At 70.0% G+C, this 17,627-nt stretch carries 6 protein-coding genes and 1 pseudogene; 3 read left to right on the top strand and 4 right to left on the bottom strand.

Annotated features, from left to right (window positions below; genetic code table 11):
- Positions 1 to 9 precede the first annotated feature (9 nt).
- Genes holA through W7U_RS04370 form a run of 3 tightly spaced genes read right to left on the bottom strand, consistent with a single transcriptional unit; the run spans position 10 to position 3,407 of the window.
- Positions 10 to 963 carry a DNA polymerase III subunit delta gene (gene holA, locus W7U_RS04380; RefSeq protein ID WP_085976485.1) on the bottom strand — a complete coding sequence of 318 codons (954 nt, stop codon included), beginning with the start codon at positions 961 to 963 and terminating at the stop codon, positions 10 to 12.
- 30 nt (positions 964 to 993) lie between these two features.
- On the bottom strand, positions 994 to 2,499 hold the full coding sequence (locus W7U_RS04375; RefSeq protein WP_008255262.1) for a ComEC/Rec2 family competence protein: 1,506 nt from the start codon (positions 2,497 to 2,499) through the stop codon (positions 994 to 996).
- A gap of 50 nt (positions 2,500 to 2,549) precedes the next feature.
- Entirely contained in the window at positions 2,550 to 3,407 is an 858-nt protein-coding gene (locus tag W7U_RS04370) for a ComEA family DNA-binding protein (RefSeq protein WP_008255259.1), read from the bottom strand.
- Between the two features lie 200 nt (positions 3,408 to 3,607).
- Here W7U_RS04370 and W7U_RS04365 point away from each other — a divergent pair, with 200 nt between their 5' ends.
- Genes W7U_RS04365 through W7U_RS04355 form a run of 3 tightly spaced genes read left to right on the top strand, consistent with a single transcriptional unit; the run spans position 3,608 to position 6,317 of the window.
- Positions 3,608 to 4,768, top strand: coding sequence for an acyl-CoA dehydrogenase family protein (locus W7U_RS04365; RefSeq protein WP_008255257.1), 1,161 nt, complete (start codon positions 3,608 to 3,610; stop codon positions 4,766 to 4,768).
- 7 nt (positions 4,769 to 4,775) lie between these two features.
- Positions 4,776 to 5,891 carry an acyl-CoA dehydrogenase family protein gene (locus W7U_RS04360; protein ID WP_008255254.1) on the top strand — a complete coding sequence of 372 codons (1,116 nt, stop codon included), beginning with the start codon at positions 4,776 to 4,778 and terminating at the stop codon, positions 5,889 to 5,891.
- A gap of 3 nt (positions 5,892 to 5,894) precedes the next feature.
- Positions 5,895 to 6,317, top strand: coding sequence for a PPOX class F420-dependent oxidoreductase (locus tag W7U_RS04355; protein WP_008255252.1), 423 nt, complete (start codon positions 5,895 to 5,897; stop codon positions 6,315 to 6,317).
- 120 nt (positions 6,318 to 6,437) lie between these two features.
- Here the strand turns inward: W7U_RS04355 and W7U_RS04350 are convergent.
- Positions 6,438 to 17,445, bottom strand: a pseudogene (locus W7U_RS04350) (SDR family NAD(P)-dependent oxidoreductase); the annotation flags it as partial.
- Between the last annotated feature and the right edge of the window lie 182 nt (positions 17,446 to 17,627).

Here is a 17,627-nt window from a genome sequence, read left to right as displayed (position 1 = left end):
GGCCCGGCCTCAGCGTCCGCGCTGGGCGGCTAGCTCGGCAACCTGCCTGACCGCGGATTCCAGGGCGTAGTCGGCGTCGGCCACCGCCCCCTTGACGTTCGCGTTGAGCGCCGCGACCACCTGCATCGCCGCGGCCACCGTGTCGCGCGACCAATGCCGGGCCTGTTTCTGGGCCTTCTGCACCCGCCAGGGCGGCATGCCCAGCTGCGACGCCATCCGGTACGGATCGCCCGACAGCGGTCCGACCCGGCCGATGGTGTGGATCGCCTCGGCCAGGGCGTCCGCCAGTACCACCAAGGGCTCCCCTCGCATCATCGCCCAGCGCAGCGCCTCGGCTGCTCCCTCGATGTCGCCGGCCACCGCCTTGTCGGCGATGTCGAAGCCCTTCACCTCGGCCTTGCCGCTGTGATAGCGCCGCACCGCGGCGGCGTCGACGGCCCCGCCGGTGTCGGCGACCAATTGGGAGCAGGCGGACGCCAACTCGCGCAGGTCGGAGCCGACCGCGTCCAGCATCGCGGTCACGGTCTGCTCGTCGGCCTTGACGCGCAGGGCGCGGAACTCCTTGCGGACGAAGTCAATGCGTTCGCTGAGCTTGGTGATCCGCGCGCACGGGTGCACCTGGGCGCCGAGCTTCTGCAGGTCGGTGGCCAGCGCCTTGGCCCGCCCGCCGCCCGAGTGCACCACCACCAGCACGACGCCCGCCGGCATGTCGGTCGCGGCCGAAACAATCACTGCGGCAGCGTCTTTGCCCGCTTCGCCGGCCGCCTCCAGCACGACGATGCGTTCGTCGGCGAACAGCGAGGGGCTCAGCAGCTCGGCGAGCTCGTAGGTGCTGACGTCACCCGCCCGCATCCGGTTGACCGGAATGTCCGCGTCGTTGCCGGCCCGTTTCCGCGCCGACCGCAGCACGTCGGCCACCGCCCGCTCGACCAGCAGCTCCTCATCTCCCAGCACCAGGTGCAACGGCGAAACCTCGCTCACCCCATGATGGTGTCACGGCCGACCGACGATCCCGGACAGCGCCCAGGCCAGCCCGGCCAGCGCGGCCACTCCCGAGACGAGGCGGAACGGGCGCCACCGCCACAGCACGATCGCCAGCACGGTCACACCACCGACGAGCATCGTGCCGGGCGTGCCCTCCGGGACCGGCACCGTCGCCCCGGGCAGGCCGGCCGCCCAGCGGGCCACGCCGGCCACCCACCACAACTCGGGGCCGGTGAAGCGAATGAGCAGCCGCGCGGCGGCCGGCCATAGCGGGCAGAGTGCCGCGGCCGCGGTGCCCAACACCGTGATCGGCGCGATCACGGCCGCCACGACGAGGTTGGCGGCGGCGGCGACCACGCTGAACCGGCCGGAGATCGCCGCGACCAGCGGCGCGGTCACGATCTGCGCGGCCCAGGCGACGGCCAGCGCATCGGCCAGCGGCTTGGGCCAACCTCGGGCCGTCAGCCGCCGCGACCAGACCGGTGCGACGACGATCAGCGCGGCCGTGGCGAGCGCAGACAACGCGAACCCGACGTCGACGGCCAGCTGCGGGGCGACGGCAAACAACAGCAGCACCGTGGCGGCAAGGGCCGGAATGGCTTGGCGCCGACGCGAAGACAGCATGCCCGCCAACGCGATGGCGCCCATCACCGCGGCGCGCAACACGCTGGCGGTCGGTTGCACGACGATGACGAAGGCCACCAAAGCCAGCGCGGCAAGGACGACGGCCGTCCGGGGGCCGACCAATCGGGCCGAGAACAGCACGGCGGCACACACGATCGTCACGTTGGCCCCCGACACCGCCATCAGGTGCGTCATGCCGGCCGCGCGGAAGTCACGCCCCATGTCGCTGGACACCGCCGAGGTGTCGCCGAGCACCAGCGCGGGCAGCAGCGCGGCCTGCTCGCCGGGCAACGCCTCGCGGACCGCCGCGGAGAACCGGCTGCGCACGCTGTGCGCCACCCGTTGCACGGCGCCCGCGGCGCCCATGGTCGGCCGGCCCGACGCGTTGAGCACCGCGACCGTCAAATCGCGCCGCATCGGGCGGCCGATGCGCGCGCTGAACCGCAGCGGCTGTCCCACCATCAGCCCACCGAAATCCGCGGCGCGCGCGAAAACGACGACCCGCCCGGAGGTCTCGTCGTCCCGCAGGCGTTGCAGGGTGGCCCGAAACATCAACCGGGCGCTACCCAACGACACCGGGCTCTCGGTGGGGGTGACCGTGACCGCGGCGGTCATGCCGTACACCGCGGCGATCGGGTGGTGATCGACCGCGTCGGCGCGCAGCGCGATTGCGAACCCGAAACCCGCCCCCACGACGCCGATCGCCGCGAGCGCGGCGCTGATCGCCCGTAACCGCGTCCCTGCAGCGGGACGGTCTCGCGCGCGCCACGCCAGCGCTGCCGAGGCGCCGATCAACACGACGCAGCACCAGGCGAGGGCGCGCCCGATCGGCCACCAGATCCCGCCGGCGGTGACCGCCCAGCAGGTCAGCGCCGCCGGCACCAGGCGCACATCGACTCGGGCGCCGGGCGGGGCACCCAACGCGGGGTGATGCACCCGGGTCAGACACGGACCAGGGCGCGTAGCTTCTCCAGCCGCGCCGGCCCGATGCCCTCGACATCGGCGAGCTGGTCCACGCTGGTGAACTTGCCGTTGGCCTGCCGCCACGCCACGATCGCGGCGGCGGTGACCGGCCCGACGCCCGGCAGCGCGTCGAGTTCCTGGACGGTCGCGGTGTTGAGGTTGACCGCCTCGCCCGCTTTCGGCTTGACCGATCCCGACCCCGGCCGCGGGGGCGGCGCTTTCGACGTGGGCGTCGATCCGGAGGCGACCGAACTGCCCAGCGCCGTCGGCTGCCCCGGCGCGGGAGCGAGACCGACCACGATCTGCTCGCCGTCGCCGAGCGGTCGCGCCATGTTCAGTCCGATGGTGTCGGCGCCGTTCACCGCGCCGCCGGCGGCCTGCAGCGCGTCGGCGATGCGGGCGCCGGGCGCGAGGGTCACCAGCCCAGGGGTGTGCACCAGGCCGACCACGCTGACCACCACCGGGTGGTCCGGTTCGGCGGCGGGGCTCGCCGAGGAGCGCGGGCTCGCCGTCGACACCTTCTCCACCGGCGGCAGCTTGGCCGACATCACCGGCGCCGGCCGGTCGCGCACCAACGTGAACACCGTGACCAGCACGGCCAGCGCCGCCACGATCGCCAACCCGATGGCGCCCGCGCGTCCCGGGTCGGCGCGCACCTTCGCCACCCAGCCCCGATCGTGGGACGCGTCGGGCAGCCAGCGCGGCAGCAGCGAGTTCTGGTCGTCGTCCGCGGAGTCCTCGGCCGACGTCGTCCCGGAATCCCCGGCAGCCGCATCGGCATCCGGTTCGGCGCGGAGCCGCCGCTGCAGGCGCTCCGCCGGAAGTTCTGTTCGCATGGGCCGACCGTAGGTCCGACCGCAGCCGCAACCGCCCCGCCGAAGGACGCCTCCGGGCCGATCTGTGGATTAACCCGAGGCTGTGCACAGGGCTCGCACGGGATGGGTCAAGATGGAGGTTGAGCGAACGACCAGCATCGCCAGAAATCGGCTTTGGGCGGCGGGTCGCCACGGTCACCCCGACACGACAGGAGGCTGCCATGCAACTGGCGCTCACACCCGAGGAAGCCGCGTTCCGCGACGAACTCCGCAGCATCTACACGACCAAGATCCCGCAGGAGTTGCGCGACCGGGTGCGCCAGGGCTCGGCGGAAGTGAACCGCGACGACATCGTCACCAGCCACAAAATCTTGCACGAACACGGTTTGGCGGTACCGAACTGGCCGGTCGAGTGGGGCGGCAAGGACTGGACGCCGACCCAGCACCAAATCTGGGCCGACGAGATGCAGCTGGCGTGCGTCCCGGAGCCGCTGAACTTCAACACTAAGATGGTGGGCCCGGTGATCGCCGAATTCGGTTCGGAGGAAGTCAAACAACGCTTCCTGCCCCCGACGGCCAGCCTCGACATCTGGTGGTGCCAAGGGTTCTCCGAGCCGGAGGCCGGGTCGGACCTGGCGTCGCTGCGCACCACCGCAGTCCGCGACGGCGACAGCTACGTCGTCAACGGCCAGAAGACCTGGACCACCCTCGGCCAGTACGCGGATTGGATCTTCTGCCTGGTCCGCACCGACCCGCAGGCGCCCAAGCGCCAGGCCGGCATCTCGTTCCTGCTGTTCGACATGAAGACGCCGGGCATCACGCTGCGGCCCATCAAGACGATCGACGGCGGCCACGAGATCAACGAGGTGTTTTTCGAAGACGTCCGCGTGCCGGCCAATCAGCTTGTCGGAGAAGAGAACAAGGGCTGGACGTACGCGAAATTCCTGCTGGGCAACGAGCGCACCGGCATCGCCGGCGTGGGCCGGACCAAGGTGCGTCTCGCCGAGGTGAAGAAGCACGCCGCGGCCACCGGGGTGCTCGACGATCCGTTGTTCGCGGCGCGGCTGGCCGAAGCCGAAAACGAGCTGCTCGCACTGGAACTCACGCAGTCGCGCGTCGTCACCGACTCCGCGAACGGGCAGCCCAACCCGGCCTCGTCGGTGCTCAAACTGCGCGGCAGCCAGTTGCAGCAGATCGCCACCGAACTGCTCGTCGAGGTCGCCGGGCCGGATGCGCTCCCGGCCAACGGCGAAGACATCTCGTCGCCGTCCTGGGCCCAGCACAGTGCGCCGCACTACCTCAACTACCGCAAGACGTCGATCTACGGCGGCAGCAGCGAAGTGCAACGCAATATCATCGCGTCCACCATTCTGGGATTGTGAGGCAGCCATGGACTTTCAGTTGAGCGACGAGCAGTCCCTGCTCCGCGACACCACCCGCGACCTGCTGGCGCGCACCTATGACCCGGAAAGCCGCAACAAGGTCATCGGCTCCGATCTGGGCTGGAGCCGCGAGGTCTGGAGCCAGCTCGCCGACACCGGGATCCTCGGGCTGGGATTCGAGCCCGACGAGTCCGGCCAGATCGAGATCGCGGTGGTGCTGACCGAGATCGGGCGCCGGCTGGCCCCCGAACCCGTCCTGCACGCCGCGCTGGGACCGGGTGCGCTGATCGCCGAGCTGGGCAGCCAGGATCAGAAGCAGCTGCTCGACGAGGTCGCGTCCGGGCAACGGCTGCTGGCCTTCGCCCACCTCGAGCCGGGCCAACGCAGGCCGTCCGCCGAGTTGGCCACCAAGGCTGCGCAGCAAGGTGATTCGTGGACGGTGAGCGGCCGCAAGAACCCGGTGCTCGCCGGGGACTGCGCCGACACCTTGGTGATCAGCGCCGCCCTGCCCGACGGCGGCACGGGCCTGTTCCTGGTCGACGCGGGCGCCGAAGAGACTTTGACACGGCACCCGTACCGCACCTTCGACGGGCAGCGCGGCGCCCAGATCGACCTCGACTCCGCCGCCGCCGAACCTCTGGGTGAGGCGGCCGACGCGTCGGGCGCCATCCGCAACGCCATCATCCGCATCCAGTCGGCGCTGTGCGCCGAGGCGCTCGGGGCGATGGAGGAATCGCTGCGCCTGACGACCGATTACCTCAAGACCCGCAAGCAGTTCGGTGTCACGCTCAACAAATTCCAGGCGCTGACACAGCGGGCCGCCGACATGTACGTGTCGCTGGAACTGGCCCGCAGCATGAGCCTGTACGCGGCGATGTCGATCGCCGACGGCAACCTCGATCCGGTGATCGCCTCGCGCGCGAAACTGCAGATCGGCCGCTCGGGCCGGCACATCGCGCAGGAGTCGATCCAGATGCACGGCGGCATCGGCGTGACCGCGGAGTACCCGATCAGCCACTACGCCGCCCGGCTCACCGCCATCGAACACACGCTGGGCACCTCCGGTGAGCACCTGCACAACCTGATCGACCGGCTCGGCGACTACGAGCTTGTCCGCCTCTGACCCATGGCCGAGCTGTCGGACAGGGTCATCGAGTTTCTGTCGGCCGGCACCCGCACCGGGATGCTGGGGTACGTCGCCGCCGACGGCCGGCCGCTGGTCACCCCGGTGTGGTTCGTCGTCGACGAGGGTCAGCTGGCCTTCAACACCGGCCGTGACACGTCGAAAGGGCGTGCGATAGCGCGTGATTCACGCGTCGTGATCTGCGTCGACGACCCGCACCCGCCCTACTCGTTCGTCCAGGTTCAGGGCGTGGCGACGGTGAGCGAAGACCCCGCGGACGTGCTGGACATCGCCACCCGCACCGGCGCCCGGTACATGGGCGCCGAGCGCGCCGAGGAGTTCGGCCGGCGCAACTCCTCGCCCGGCGAGCTCGTGGTGCGGGTGCGGCCGACCAAGATCAACGCGGGATTCGACATCAGCGACTGAGCGCGTGACCGGCCGAACGTCGAGTTGTTGGGCCGACACGCCGGCTTTCCGCGCCACAAGTCCAAGTTCGCGCCGACGCGCCGGCGCCGGATGTTACGACGCCTCCTCGACCGGTTCCGGTTCCGCATCGGGCAGCTGGGCCACGAGATACTCGGCGAGCCCCCCGATGGTCGGATAGTCGAAGACCGCCGTCGCGTTGATGGTGAACTTGCCGCCGAACTGGCTGTGCAGCCGGTTGCGGAGCTCGATGGCCATGAGCGAATCCGTGCCCAGGTCCAAGAACCGGCTGCTCGCGGCGGGCGGCGACGCGAGTCGCAGGAAGTTCTGCACCTCGCGCTGCAGGAATTCGGTCACGAAACCGGCACGCTGGGGCACCGGAATCTCCATCAGCTGCTTGAGCAACTCGCTGTCACCGGTCACCTCCCCGGCGGCACTGGGCAACACCAGATCGAGGATCGGCGGACGCGAACTGCCCAGCACCTTCGCGGCACGCTGCCAGTTGGCCTTGAGGACGGTGGCCTGGCCGGTGCCGTTCGCGACGACCTCGGCGAGGGCGCCGAGCGCGGCCGACGGTTCCAGCGGAATCAGGCCCTGCGCACTGATATTGGCGGTCGCGGCCTCCGAAGACGCCATGCCCCCTTGAGCCCAGGGACCGAAGTTGACCCCCGTGGCGGGCAAGCCTTGCGCCCGTCGCTGCGCGACCAGGCCGTCGAGCAGCGCGTTGGCGGTCGCGTAGTTGGACTGGCCGGGCGAACCGAACAAACTCGACACCGACGACGACACGATGAAGAAGTCCAGCTCGTCGTCCTTCGTCAGCCTGTCGAGGTGGTAGGCGCCGATCGCCTTGGGCAACAGTGTCGTTCGGAATCGCTCCACGGTCTGCTGCGACAGCAGCGCGTCGTCGAGCACGCCCGCCAGGTGCACCACACCGGCCAGCGGCGGCAACTCCGACCGGATGCGCTCCAGCAGACCCGCCACCTCGGACTCGTCGCGAACGTCGGCGGTGAAGACGTGGACGCGGCACTTGTAGCGCTCGGTGATCTCCTCGATCAGCCGTTGCGCGTCCGCACCGGGCTCGCGCCGGCTGGTCAGCACGATGTCTCCGGCGCCGAGTTGGGCCAGATGCGACGCCGTGTGCAGACCGATCGCGCCGAGCCCGCCGGTGATCAGGTAGCTCCGATCGGGCCGCGGCTGCAGCGGATTCGGAATCTGGACCACGATCTTCCCGATGTGCCGCGCCTGCTGCATGCGGCGGAACGCGGCCCTCGCCTCGGTCAGGGGATAGATCTCGGCGGGCAGCGGCGTCCACTCGCCGTCGGCCAGACCTTGCGACACCTCGGTGAGCAAGTCGCGAATGCGATCGGGTTCGGTGAACATCACCGTGTCCAACGCCACGATCTCGTAGGCGATATCGGGACGCGCCTGCGCCATCTGCTCGGGTGTCCAGATGTCGCGTTTGGCGATCTCGGCGAAGCGGCCGTTCTGGGCGGTGGCCTTCAGCGTCGCCTCGATGAACCCCTCGCTGGTCAGGGAGTTGAGGACCACATCCACGCCGGCACCGCCGGTGTCCGCCAGGATCTGATCGGCGAAATCCGTTGTCCGCGAGTCGTAGACGTGCTTCACGCCGATCTTGCGCAGCGTCGCACGCTTGAAGGTGCTCGCCGTGGCGAACACTTCGGCACCGAACCGCTGCGCCATCTGGACCGCCGCCAGGCCCACACCGCCGCTGGCGGCGTGAATGAGGACCTTGTCACCGGGCTTCAGCTGCGCCCAGTCAAAGGACAGCCGCACCGTCAGCGCCGCGGCGGGAATGGTGGCCGCCTCGACCGCGCTCACCCCATCGGGGATCGGCGCCAGGAACTGGGCCGGCACGTTGAACCGGCTGGAGAACGCGCCCTGCATGGAGCCGTAGACACGTTGTCCCACTTCGACTCCGGTGACGCCGGCGCCCAATTGGGTGACGACGCCGGCGAAGTCGCCGCCGATCGGTCCGGGATCGCCCGGGTAGAGGCCGAGGACGTTGAGCACGTCGCGGAAGTTGAGGCCCGCGGCCTCGACCCGGACCTGCACGTAGCCCTCGTCCGGCGCGGGCACCTCCGCCTCGGTCAGCCGCAGGTTGTCGATCGCGCCGCGTTCGGTGGGCGCCAGGGCAAAGTCGCGCCCGCGGGGCACCGTGAGATGACCGCTGCGCGCCCACGGCAACAACCGCGAGGCCAGCAGCTTTCCTTGCCGCACGGCCAGTTCCGGTTCCTGGAGGGACGGGTCCGGGGTGCCCAGCAGCGCGGCCAGCGCGTGCACGGCCTCGGGTGAGCCGTCGCAATCAACGAGCTTGGCGCGCAGCGCCGGTTCCTCGTTGATCGTGGTGCGGCCGAAGCCCCACAGCGCCGCCTGCACCGGGTCGACGGGCTCGCCGGATTCGGTGGCCACCGCACGCTCGGTGACGATCCACAATCCGCCGGGCAGCTTCACCTCCCCGCGTTGCACGGTGTGCACGGCGCTGAGCAGATTGGCGATCTCGGTCTCGAGGCGCGCCGTGACGTCCGCGCTCGACTCTTCCCCGTTCGGCGCCGTGCTGCGCCAGACGATACCGGCGAACGGCAACCCGCGCTCGTGGGCTTGAGTCAGCACCTGCCCCAACGGATCCGGATCGTTGGCGCGGTCGAGCGGGATGCACCCCGGGACCTTGGCGGCCAGTTCGTCGAAGCCGGCGATCAGCCAGGTGCCGGCGGGCTCGCCGGCTTCTTCGCTCGCCGGTGGCGGCACCTCGTGCCAGCCGAGGGTGTAGAGCAGCCGGGTGGCGTCCCCACCCAGGCCCCGCAGCAGCGCCTCGCGCGGTGCGCGCTTGACCGTGAACTCGCGAATCCCGCCCAGGTGACGGCCATCCCGGTCCACGAAATCGAGGTCGAAGACCTGGGTTTCGCTGTTGAGTTCGCTGCTGTGCCACCTCGCGCGGCAGTAGAACCGCCGAGGCATCTTCTCCCGCAACGCCACTTGGCCGTAGCGCAGCGGCAGGAACAGATCGTTGACGCCCTGTTCGGCCGCGAGCAGCGCGGGGAAGGCCGGGAATGCGACACCGGTGCACAGGTCCATCAGCACCGGATGCATCGGTTCGCTGCCGAGTTGCTCGGCGAGTTCTTCGCCGACGAGGATGTCGCCGATCGCCTCACCCTCGCCGAGCCACAGCGACTTCAGGGACCCCGACCAAGTCGGCCCCCACGCCAGCTCCAGGTCGGCGAAGGTCTCGAACAATTCCTGCGGGCGCATGCGGTTCAGGCGCTCGACCGTTTCGTCGATCGGATCACCCTTGGCTGCCGGCTCGTCATCCGCGCCGGCGCTGACGGTGCCCTCGGCGTTCAGCGACCATTCGGCGCCGCGTTCACCGTACGGGCGGCTGTGCGCTTGGAACGTGGATACACCGCCGTCCTGCAGCGGGTGCAGGGTGAGCTGCACCTCGGCGAGAGCTCTTCTCGGGCAAGATGATCGGCTCGTAGAAGAAGACGTCCTTCACCCGCGCCGGGGCGCCGACCGCGGCCAAGGCCATCGCCGCGTAGGTAGCCCCGGGGACGACGACGGTCCCGTAGATGACGTGATCGGACAGCCACGGCTGCGATTTGACGGACAGCCTGCTGGTGTAGACCGAGTCGCCGGAGGCGAGGTCCTTCGCGTTGCCGAGAATGCCCGAGGACGGGCCGGCCCCGCCGTCGAGGGCGATGCCGGACGTCTTCGGCCAGAAGCGTCGGCGCTGGAACGGATAAGTGGGCAACTCGACCGTGCGACGCGGCTGACCATGCAGCGCAGCGAAATCGGGGCGAAGCCCGCCGACGTAGGCCGCGGCCAGCGCGTCGGCGATCTGGCGCCGATCGCCAATACCCTTGCGCAGCGAGACGATCGCGCGCGGCGCGGACAGGTGCTCCGGCCAGACCTGCACCGCGGCGCCCGTCAGTACCGGTTGCGGCCCGATCTCCATCAGCACCGAGCAACCCAGCGCCGCTACCGTGCGCACACTTTCGGCGAACTGCACCGGCTGCCGGGAATGCCGACGCCAGTACTGCGCGTCCAGCGGCGTCTGGGTCGTCAGCACGGCGCCGGTGCGGTTGCACACCAGCGGCATCGTCGGGGCGGCGAACCGGAATTGCGCCGCGTACGCCTCGAATTCGTCGAGCACCGGATCCAACAGTTCCGAGTGGAAGGCGTGGCTGGTCTGCAGCCACGTGCAGCGGATCCCCTCGTCACCGCACTTGGCGACGATCTGCTCGAGGTCCTCGCCCGGCCCCGACAGCACGGTGTTGGGCCCGTTGTACGCCCCGACCGACACTCGCGGGAATTCGCCGGCAGCCTGCTCGACGTGCTTGGCGTCGGCGAACACCGCCACCATGCGCCCGCCTTCGGGCAGGCTGCCGAACATCCGGCCGCGCTCGGCCATCAGCCGGGCGCCGTCCTCGAGGCTGAACACGCCAGCCACACATGCCGCCGCGTACTGGCCCACGCTGTGCCCCAGCACCACATCGGGTTGGATCCCCCACGACTGCCACAGCCGGGCCAGGCCCATCTCGACGGCGAACAGCGCCGGCTGCGCAAAGGACGTGTGCCGCAGCCTTTGCCCGGCTTCGCCTCCCGTTTCGCGATCGGTGGCGAACAGCACCTCCAGCAACGGATGCGGCAGGATCTCGGCGACCGCGTCGGCACAACGTGTCACGGTGTCGGCGAAAACCGGCTCGGTGTCGAACAATTCACGCGCCATGCCCGGGTACTGGCTGCCCTGGCCGGTGAACAACCACGCCGTCGTCGGGTGGTGGGTGTGCTCGCCCCGCACGACGCCGGGTCGCAGGCGATTCTCGGCCAATTCGGCCAGCGCCTCGCGCGCACCCTCGACCGAGTCCACGACCAGCGCGGCGCGGTGTTCGAAGTGCGAGCGGCCCGTTCCGGCGGTGAGGCACACCTCGGCGAGATCCGCGTCCGGGTGGGTGGTCAGCCACTTCTGGTAGCGCCACGTCAACGCCACCAGCGCTTCCGGTGACCGCGCGGACAGCGCCAGCACGCTCGGCTGTCCATCCCGGGCCTGGCCCGTCGACTCCGTCGCGGCGTCGTCGGCAGGGTGCCGGTCGGCGGAGGCGGCTCTCGCCGGCGCCTCCTCGACCAGCACGTGCGCGTTGGTGCCCGTGAACCCGAAGGAACTCACCCCGGCGCGCCGCGGTCTGCCGTTGGCCCGCCACGGCATCGCCGTGTCCACGACCCGCACCGGCAGCGAATCCCACGGGATGTGCGGCGACGGCTCGTCGAAGTGCAGGCTTTGCGGCAAGACCTCGTGCTGCAGCGACAACACGACCTTGATCAAACCGGCTGCGCCGGAAGCCGATTCGGTGTGCCCGATGTTGGTCTTCACCGAGCCCATCAGCAGCGGCCGGTCCGCGTCGCGGGCATCCCCGTAGGCGGCCGCGGCCGCCTGTACCTCGATCGGATCACCGAGCGGGGTGCCCGTCCCGTGCGCCTCGAGATAGTCGACGTCCCCGCCGGCCAGGCCGGCGCGCGCCAGCACCGAGCCGATAAGCCGTTGCTGCGCACCACCATTGGGCACCGTCAGACCGCTGGACGCCCCGTCCTGGTTGACCGCGCTGGCGGGGATGACCGCGCAGATCCGGTCGCCATCGCGCTCCGCGTCGCTCAGCCTCTTCAGTACGAGAATCCCGCAGCCCTCGCTGCGCACGTAACCGTCGGCGGAGGCGTCGAAGGTCTTGCAGCGCCCGACGGGCGAAAGCATCCGCGCGCGGGATGCCGCGACGACCGTCACCGGACTCAGCAACACGTTCACGCCGCCGGCCAGTGCCATGTCGCAGTCACCGGAATGCAGCGCCTGGCAGGCCTGGTGGACGGCGACCAACGCCGAGCTGCATGCGGTGTCGATCGCCACCGCCGGTCCTTCCAATCCCAGCGCGAAGGCGACCCGGCCGGAGATGGCGTTGAGCGCGTTGCCGGTGATGAAGTGGGGTTCGATCTTGTCGATCGACTCCGAGGACAACAGGTGCGCATATTCGTTGGCCGCCACGCCCACGAAAATCCCGGTTGGGCTGCCGCGCAAGGCGGCCGGCGCGTACCCCGCCCTTTCGAGGCCCTCCCACACGGTTTCGAGCATCAGCCGCTGCTGCGGCTCGATCCAGACGGCCTCGCGGGGTGAGATGCCGAAGAATTCGGGATCGAACCCGTCGATTTCGTCGAGGAAGCCGCCGAACCGCGTGTAGGTCTTGCCCGCTGCGTCCGGATCGGGGTCGTAGAACTCGTCGATGTCAAAGCGGTCCTCGGGGACCTCGCGGATCGCATCGACCCCGTCGGACAGCAACTCCCAGAACGCTTCCGGGTCGGGTGCGCCGGGGAAACGGCAGGACACCGCGACGATCGCGATCGGTTCATCCGTGCGCGTCGTCACGACCGATGCCGGCTGCGGTCTCGGTTTCGGCGACCCCGGGTCGCCGAGTTCGAGCACGTCGCGCAGCAGGTAGTCGGCCACGTCGGACAGCCGTGGGTGATCCATCGCCAGGGTGGCCGGGATCTCCTTGCCCACCCCCTGTTCGATGCGGCGCCGCAATTCGACGGCCATCAGCGAATCCATGCCGAGATCGAAAAAGCCTGCGTCCTCCCGGATCTCCGCGGCATCGACGCGCGTCACCTCCGCCACCGCGTCCCGCAGGTAGTCGGTCAGAAGTTTCTTGCGCTGCTGCACCGGGGCACCGGTGAGCCGCTCCACCAACGGGGTCTTCCCCGCGACGGTCGCGGACGGCCCCGCGGTACTCGTCAGGCCGGGCACCTCGCGTTCCAACTCCGCCAGGAACGCCCGCCTTCCCGCCTGCTGATAGAGCGGCAAGAAGCGGGCCCAGTCGATGCGGGCCACCACACCCTGCGCGAGGCCCTGCCCCGCCGCAGCGGCCACGGCATCGGCCAGACCCGCGAGCGCATCGGCGGGAGACAGCGTCCGGACTCCGCGCTGATCGAGTCGGGCGCGGGATTCCGCGTCGGCCATGCCCGCCGACCACGGCCCGAAGTTGACGCTGACGGCGAGGGTGCCCTGCCCGCGCAGGCGCCAGGCCAGCGCGTCGAGGAAGGCGTTCGCGGCGCCGTAGGCGGTCTGGCCGAAGCCGCCCCACACCGAGGCGATCGAGGAGGTGCTGATGAAGAAGTCGAGATCGAGGTCGGCCGCCGCCTCGCTCAAATGCCAAGCGCCCCAGACCTTGCCGGCGAAGACGCGATCGACCTCGGCGTCCTGCAGCGCGCTCAGCGGGGTGGTGCCGATCTCGCCCGCGGCGTGCACGATGCCGGCCAGTGGTGGCAGCTCGGCCTGCACGCTTGCCAGCAGGCGTGCCACGTCGTGCGCGTCGGCGACATCGGCGGCCACGACGCGGATCTGGCACCCGTGCTGTTCGCCCAGGGCGTTGATGCGCTGTTGCGTGGCATCGCTGGGATCCCGCCGGCCGGTCAGCACCAGATGCCGGGCGCCATTCGCGGCCAGGTAGCCGGCGATCTCCAGTCCGATCGCGCCCAGCCCGCCGGTCACCAAATACGTTGCGTCGCCGCGCAGGTGCAGCGGTGTCCCGCTCGGCGGCGCAGAGCGCCGCGCCAACCGGGGTGTGTAGACCGCCCGATCACGCAGCGCGAGCTGGTCTTCCCGGACGGCCGAGCCGTGCGGCGCGGCGATCCGGTCGACGAGCGCAGACCATTCGTCGGCCGCGTTGTCGCCGCCCCCTGACAGGTCCGCGAGTCCGCCCCACACGTGCGGGAGTTCCAGCGAGGCGGCTCGGCCGAATCCCCACAGGCAACTCTGATGCGGCGCCACCGTGTCCGTGTCGGCGACGCGCTGCGCGCCGCGGGTCACGATCCAGATGGGGCTGCGCAGTTCGGCGGCCACCGCCGCCCGAAAGACCCGCCGCGTTCCGCCCAGGATCCGGTGTTGCATCCGCAACAGTGACCGCATCGACGGTGTGGCCCCGGCTTCCAGGGCCGCGACATGCACGATGCGTAACGCTGCATCGTCGGTTGCCGCAGCGCACAACGTTTCCGCGAGCCGTTCCTCGTCGGCGTCGGACGCCGGCAACCCGACCACTTGGTGCGGTTGGTTGCGCGCGGCCAGCAGGTCGACCAACGGCCGGACCGCGTCGGCACCATCGGAGACGACGATCCAGCTGCCTGCCTGGTCCACGTCGGCACCGGAGAGCGGAGAGGTTGCTCTGTCCCAGCGGATCTCGTAGCGGTCGTCCACGATGGACCGGGTCGTGCGCTGTTGATTGTGTTGCGCCGCAAGCTTGGTGAGCACCCGCAGGGTGTGCTGGTCGTCGCTCGCACCGCCGAGCAGGGCGGCGAGTTCCTCGATCCGGCCGTCCTCGAGCAGGCGGACGGCTTCGGTTCGCGGTCCGCCGGTGTCCCCGGGTTGCTCGGGGCGCTCGCGATCGTCCCGGAACCAGTATTGACGGCGCTCGAACGGATAGGTGGGCAGGTCGAGCTTTCGCGCGTGCAGCCGCCGCAAGGCGGCGAAATCGGGCAGGTCGCCCAGCACATACGCGTCGGCGACCGCTTCGGTGATCTGGCGGTGGTCAGCGGTATTGCGCCGCAGCGACGTGATCACCCGGGGCGCGGTGACCGGGTCGGGCCACGCGCCGAGAGCCGCGGCGGTAAGGACCGGTCGGGGGCCGATCTCGAGCAGCAGTTTGCAGTTCATCTCGGCAAGCGTGCGCACGCTCTTGGCGAATTGCACCGGCTGGCGCGCGTGCCGGCGCCAGTAGGCACCGTCGAGCTTCACGCTGCGACCCAGCGCGGTTCCGGTGCGGTTGTCGACCAAAATCCGTTGCGGCGCAGCGAAGTCGAATCCTCCCGCATACGCCTCGAATTCGTCGAGGATGGGGTCCAGGAGCGCCGAGTGGAACGCGTGGCTGGTGTCGAGCCAGTCGCACCGGACACCATCGGCCGACAATGCGGCCACCGCGCGCTCCAAATCGGCTGCCGGACCGGACAATACGGTGTTGGCACCGTTGTAGGCGGCCACGGACAGGCTGGGAGACTCGTCGGTCAGCCGCTCGACCCGCTCGGCCGCGGTGAACACCGCGACCATCCGGCCACCGGAAGGCAAGCTGCCGAAGAGACGGCCGCGTTCGGCCATCAACAGCGCGCCGTCCTCGAGGCTGAGCACCCCCGCGACGCAGGCCGCCGAGTACTGGCCGACGCTGTGGCCCAGCACCACGTCGGGCTCGAAGCCCCACGACTGCCACAGCCGGGCCAGGCCCAGCTCCACGGCGAACAAGGCCGGCTGCGCATAGGAGGTCTGCTGCAGCGTCGCTTCGCTGTCCGGGCTGTCCACATCGAAAACGACGTCCAGCAACGGCTTTTCGAGAATGTCGGCGACGGCAGCGGCGCAACGATTCAGCGTCTCGGCGAACACCGGTTCGGTGTCGAACAACTCCCGGGCCATGCCGGGGTATTGGCTGCCCTGACCGGTGAACAGCCACGCCGTCTTCGGTGTGTCATGGGATTCTCCGCGAAACAAACCGGGCGCCGGGCGCTCCTCGGCGAGCGCGCCCAGCAGCTCCATGGCGGATTCGCGCGAATTGACCACCAACGCGGCCCGCTGCTCCAGGTGCGCCCGCCCCGCCCCGGCGGTAAAGCACACGTCCGCCAGGGTGGCCTCCGGGTTCGCGCTCAGCCAGACGCGGTATTCGTCGGCGAGCCGCATCAACGCCGCGGGCGTTCGGGCCGACAGCGGAAGGATGCTGAACCGCCGGTCCCCGGGCGCATCGAACGGGGTCGGTGCCGCGGGGACCGATACCGCCTGTTCGGGCGCTTCCTCGACAATGACGTGAGCGTTCGTCCCGGCAAAGCCGAATGAGCTGATCCCCGCAATGCGCCGTTGTCCGTTGCGTTTCCAGGGCGTGGCCTCCTTGACGACTTCCACCGCCAGCCGTTCCCAGGGGATGTGGGGCGACGGGTTCTGAAAGTGGAGGTGCTGGGGCAGCAGCTCGTTCTCCAGGGACAGGATCACCTTGATCACGCCCGCGATGCCCGCGGCCGCTTCCAGGTGTCCGATGTTGGTCTTCACCGACCCCATCAGCAGGGGCTGGTCGGGTTCGCGCCCGGTCCCCAGTACCGCTCCCGCGGCCTGGGCCTCGATGGGGTCGCCGAGCGATGTCCCGGTGCCGTGCGCTTCCAGGTACCCGACATCGCGGGGCTCGAGGTCGGCACGCTTGAGCGCATCGGCGATGACCCGTTGCTGGGCAACCCCGTTCGGAACCGTCAACCCACCAGAAGCGCCGTCCTGGTTGATCGCGCTGCCGCGGATCACCGCCCGAATCCGGTCCCCGTCGCGCAACGCGTCCTCGAGGCGTTTGATCACGATGACGCCACATCCCTCGCCGCGCACGTAGCCGTCGGCGGCCGCATCGAATGTCTTGCACCGACCGTCGGGCGCGAGCATGTGCGCGCTGGAGAACGTGATCATGGTGGCCGGGGTGAGCAGGACGTTGGCGCCGCCGGCCAGCGCGAGGTCACATTCGCCGAGGCGCAGGGCCTGGCACGCCTGATGGATGGCCACCAGCGACGAGCTGCACGCGGTGTCGACGGCGACAGAGGGACCCTGCAGCCCCAACCGATAGCTGATCCGCCCGGCCGCGGCGGCGTTCGACGTCCCGATGGCCATGTAGGCCTCGATCTCGGGATAGGTCAGCTCGTCGGAGGCCATTCCGAGGTAGTCGTGCGTGGCCAAACCGACGAAGACACCGGTGTTGCTGTCAGCGAGATCCGTTGGTGCGTAGCCCGAATGCTCGACCGCGCGCCACGCCGTTTCCAGCAAGATCCGGTGCTGCGGGTCCATCAACCTGACCTCGCGCGTCGACAAACCGAAGAACGGGGCGTCAAACCCCGTTACGTCGTCGACGAAGCCCGCACGACGGGTGACGACCTTGCCCGGCGCACCCGGCTCGGGGTCGAAGAATTCATCGGCATCCCACCTGTCCTGCGGCACTTCGGATATCGCATCCCGACCGTGCCGCAAGACGTCCCAGAACTCATCCGCGTCGGCGGCGCCCGGAAATCGCGCCGCATAACCCACGACCGCAAAACCCGATGCCGATTCCCCCAGACCTTCGACGGATGCCATGCGCTTGTCCTCTCTTGGCCGGTCAAGATCGATCCGCGCGGGGGCCCAGTTGCACTCGGAGAATCATGTCCTTTAGGCCAGCACCGCGTGTGCAGCGCCGCACTGCGCAGCGACAGCCGGCGCGGCCGTCGCCCTGCGTCCCCGCCCGGCCGCACGATCGCCACAACTCGATCGCCGCAACT

This window comes from Mycobacterium sp. H4Y (genome assembly GCF_000364405.1).
In the GTDB taxonomy this organism is placed as follows: domain Bacteria; phylum Actinomycetota; class Actinomycetes; order Mycobacteriales; family Mycobacteriaceae; genus Mycobacterium; species Mycobacterium intracellulare.
This window is presented reverse-complemented; position numbering and strand designations above follow the sequence as displayed.

Excerpts from the sequence above, each read along its gene's own strand:
- W7U_RS04370 (WP_008255259.1), bottom strand. The coding sequence starts at position 3,407 with ATGCGAACAGAACTTCCGGCGGAGCGCCTGCAGCGGCGGCTCCGCGCC.
- W7U_RS04365 (WP_008255257.1), top strand. The coding sequence starts at position 3,608 with ATGCAACTGGCGCTCACACCCGAGGAAGCCGCGTTCCGCGACGAACTC.
- W7U_RS04360 (WP_008255254.1), top strand. The coding sequence starts at position 4,776 with ATGGACTTTCAGTTGAGCGACGAGCAGTCCCTGCTCCGCGACACCACC.
- W7U_RS04355 (WP_008255252.1), top strand. The coding sequence starts at position 5,895 with ATGGCCGAGCTGTCGGACAGGGTCATCGAGTTTCTGTCGGCCGGCACC.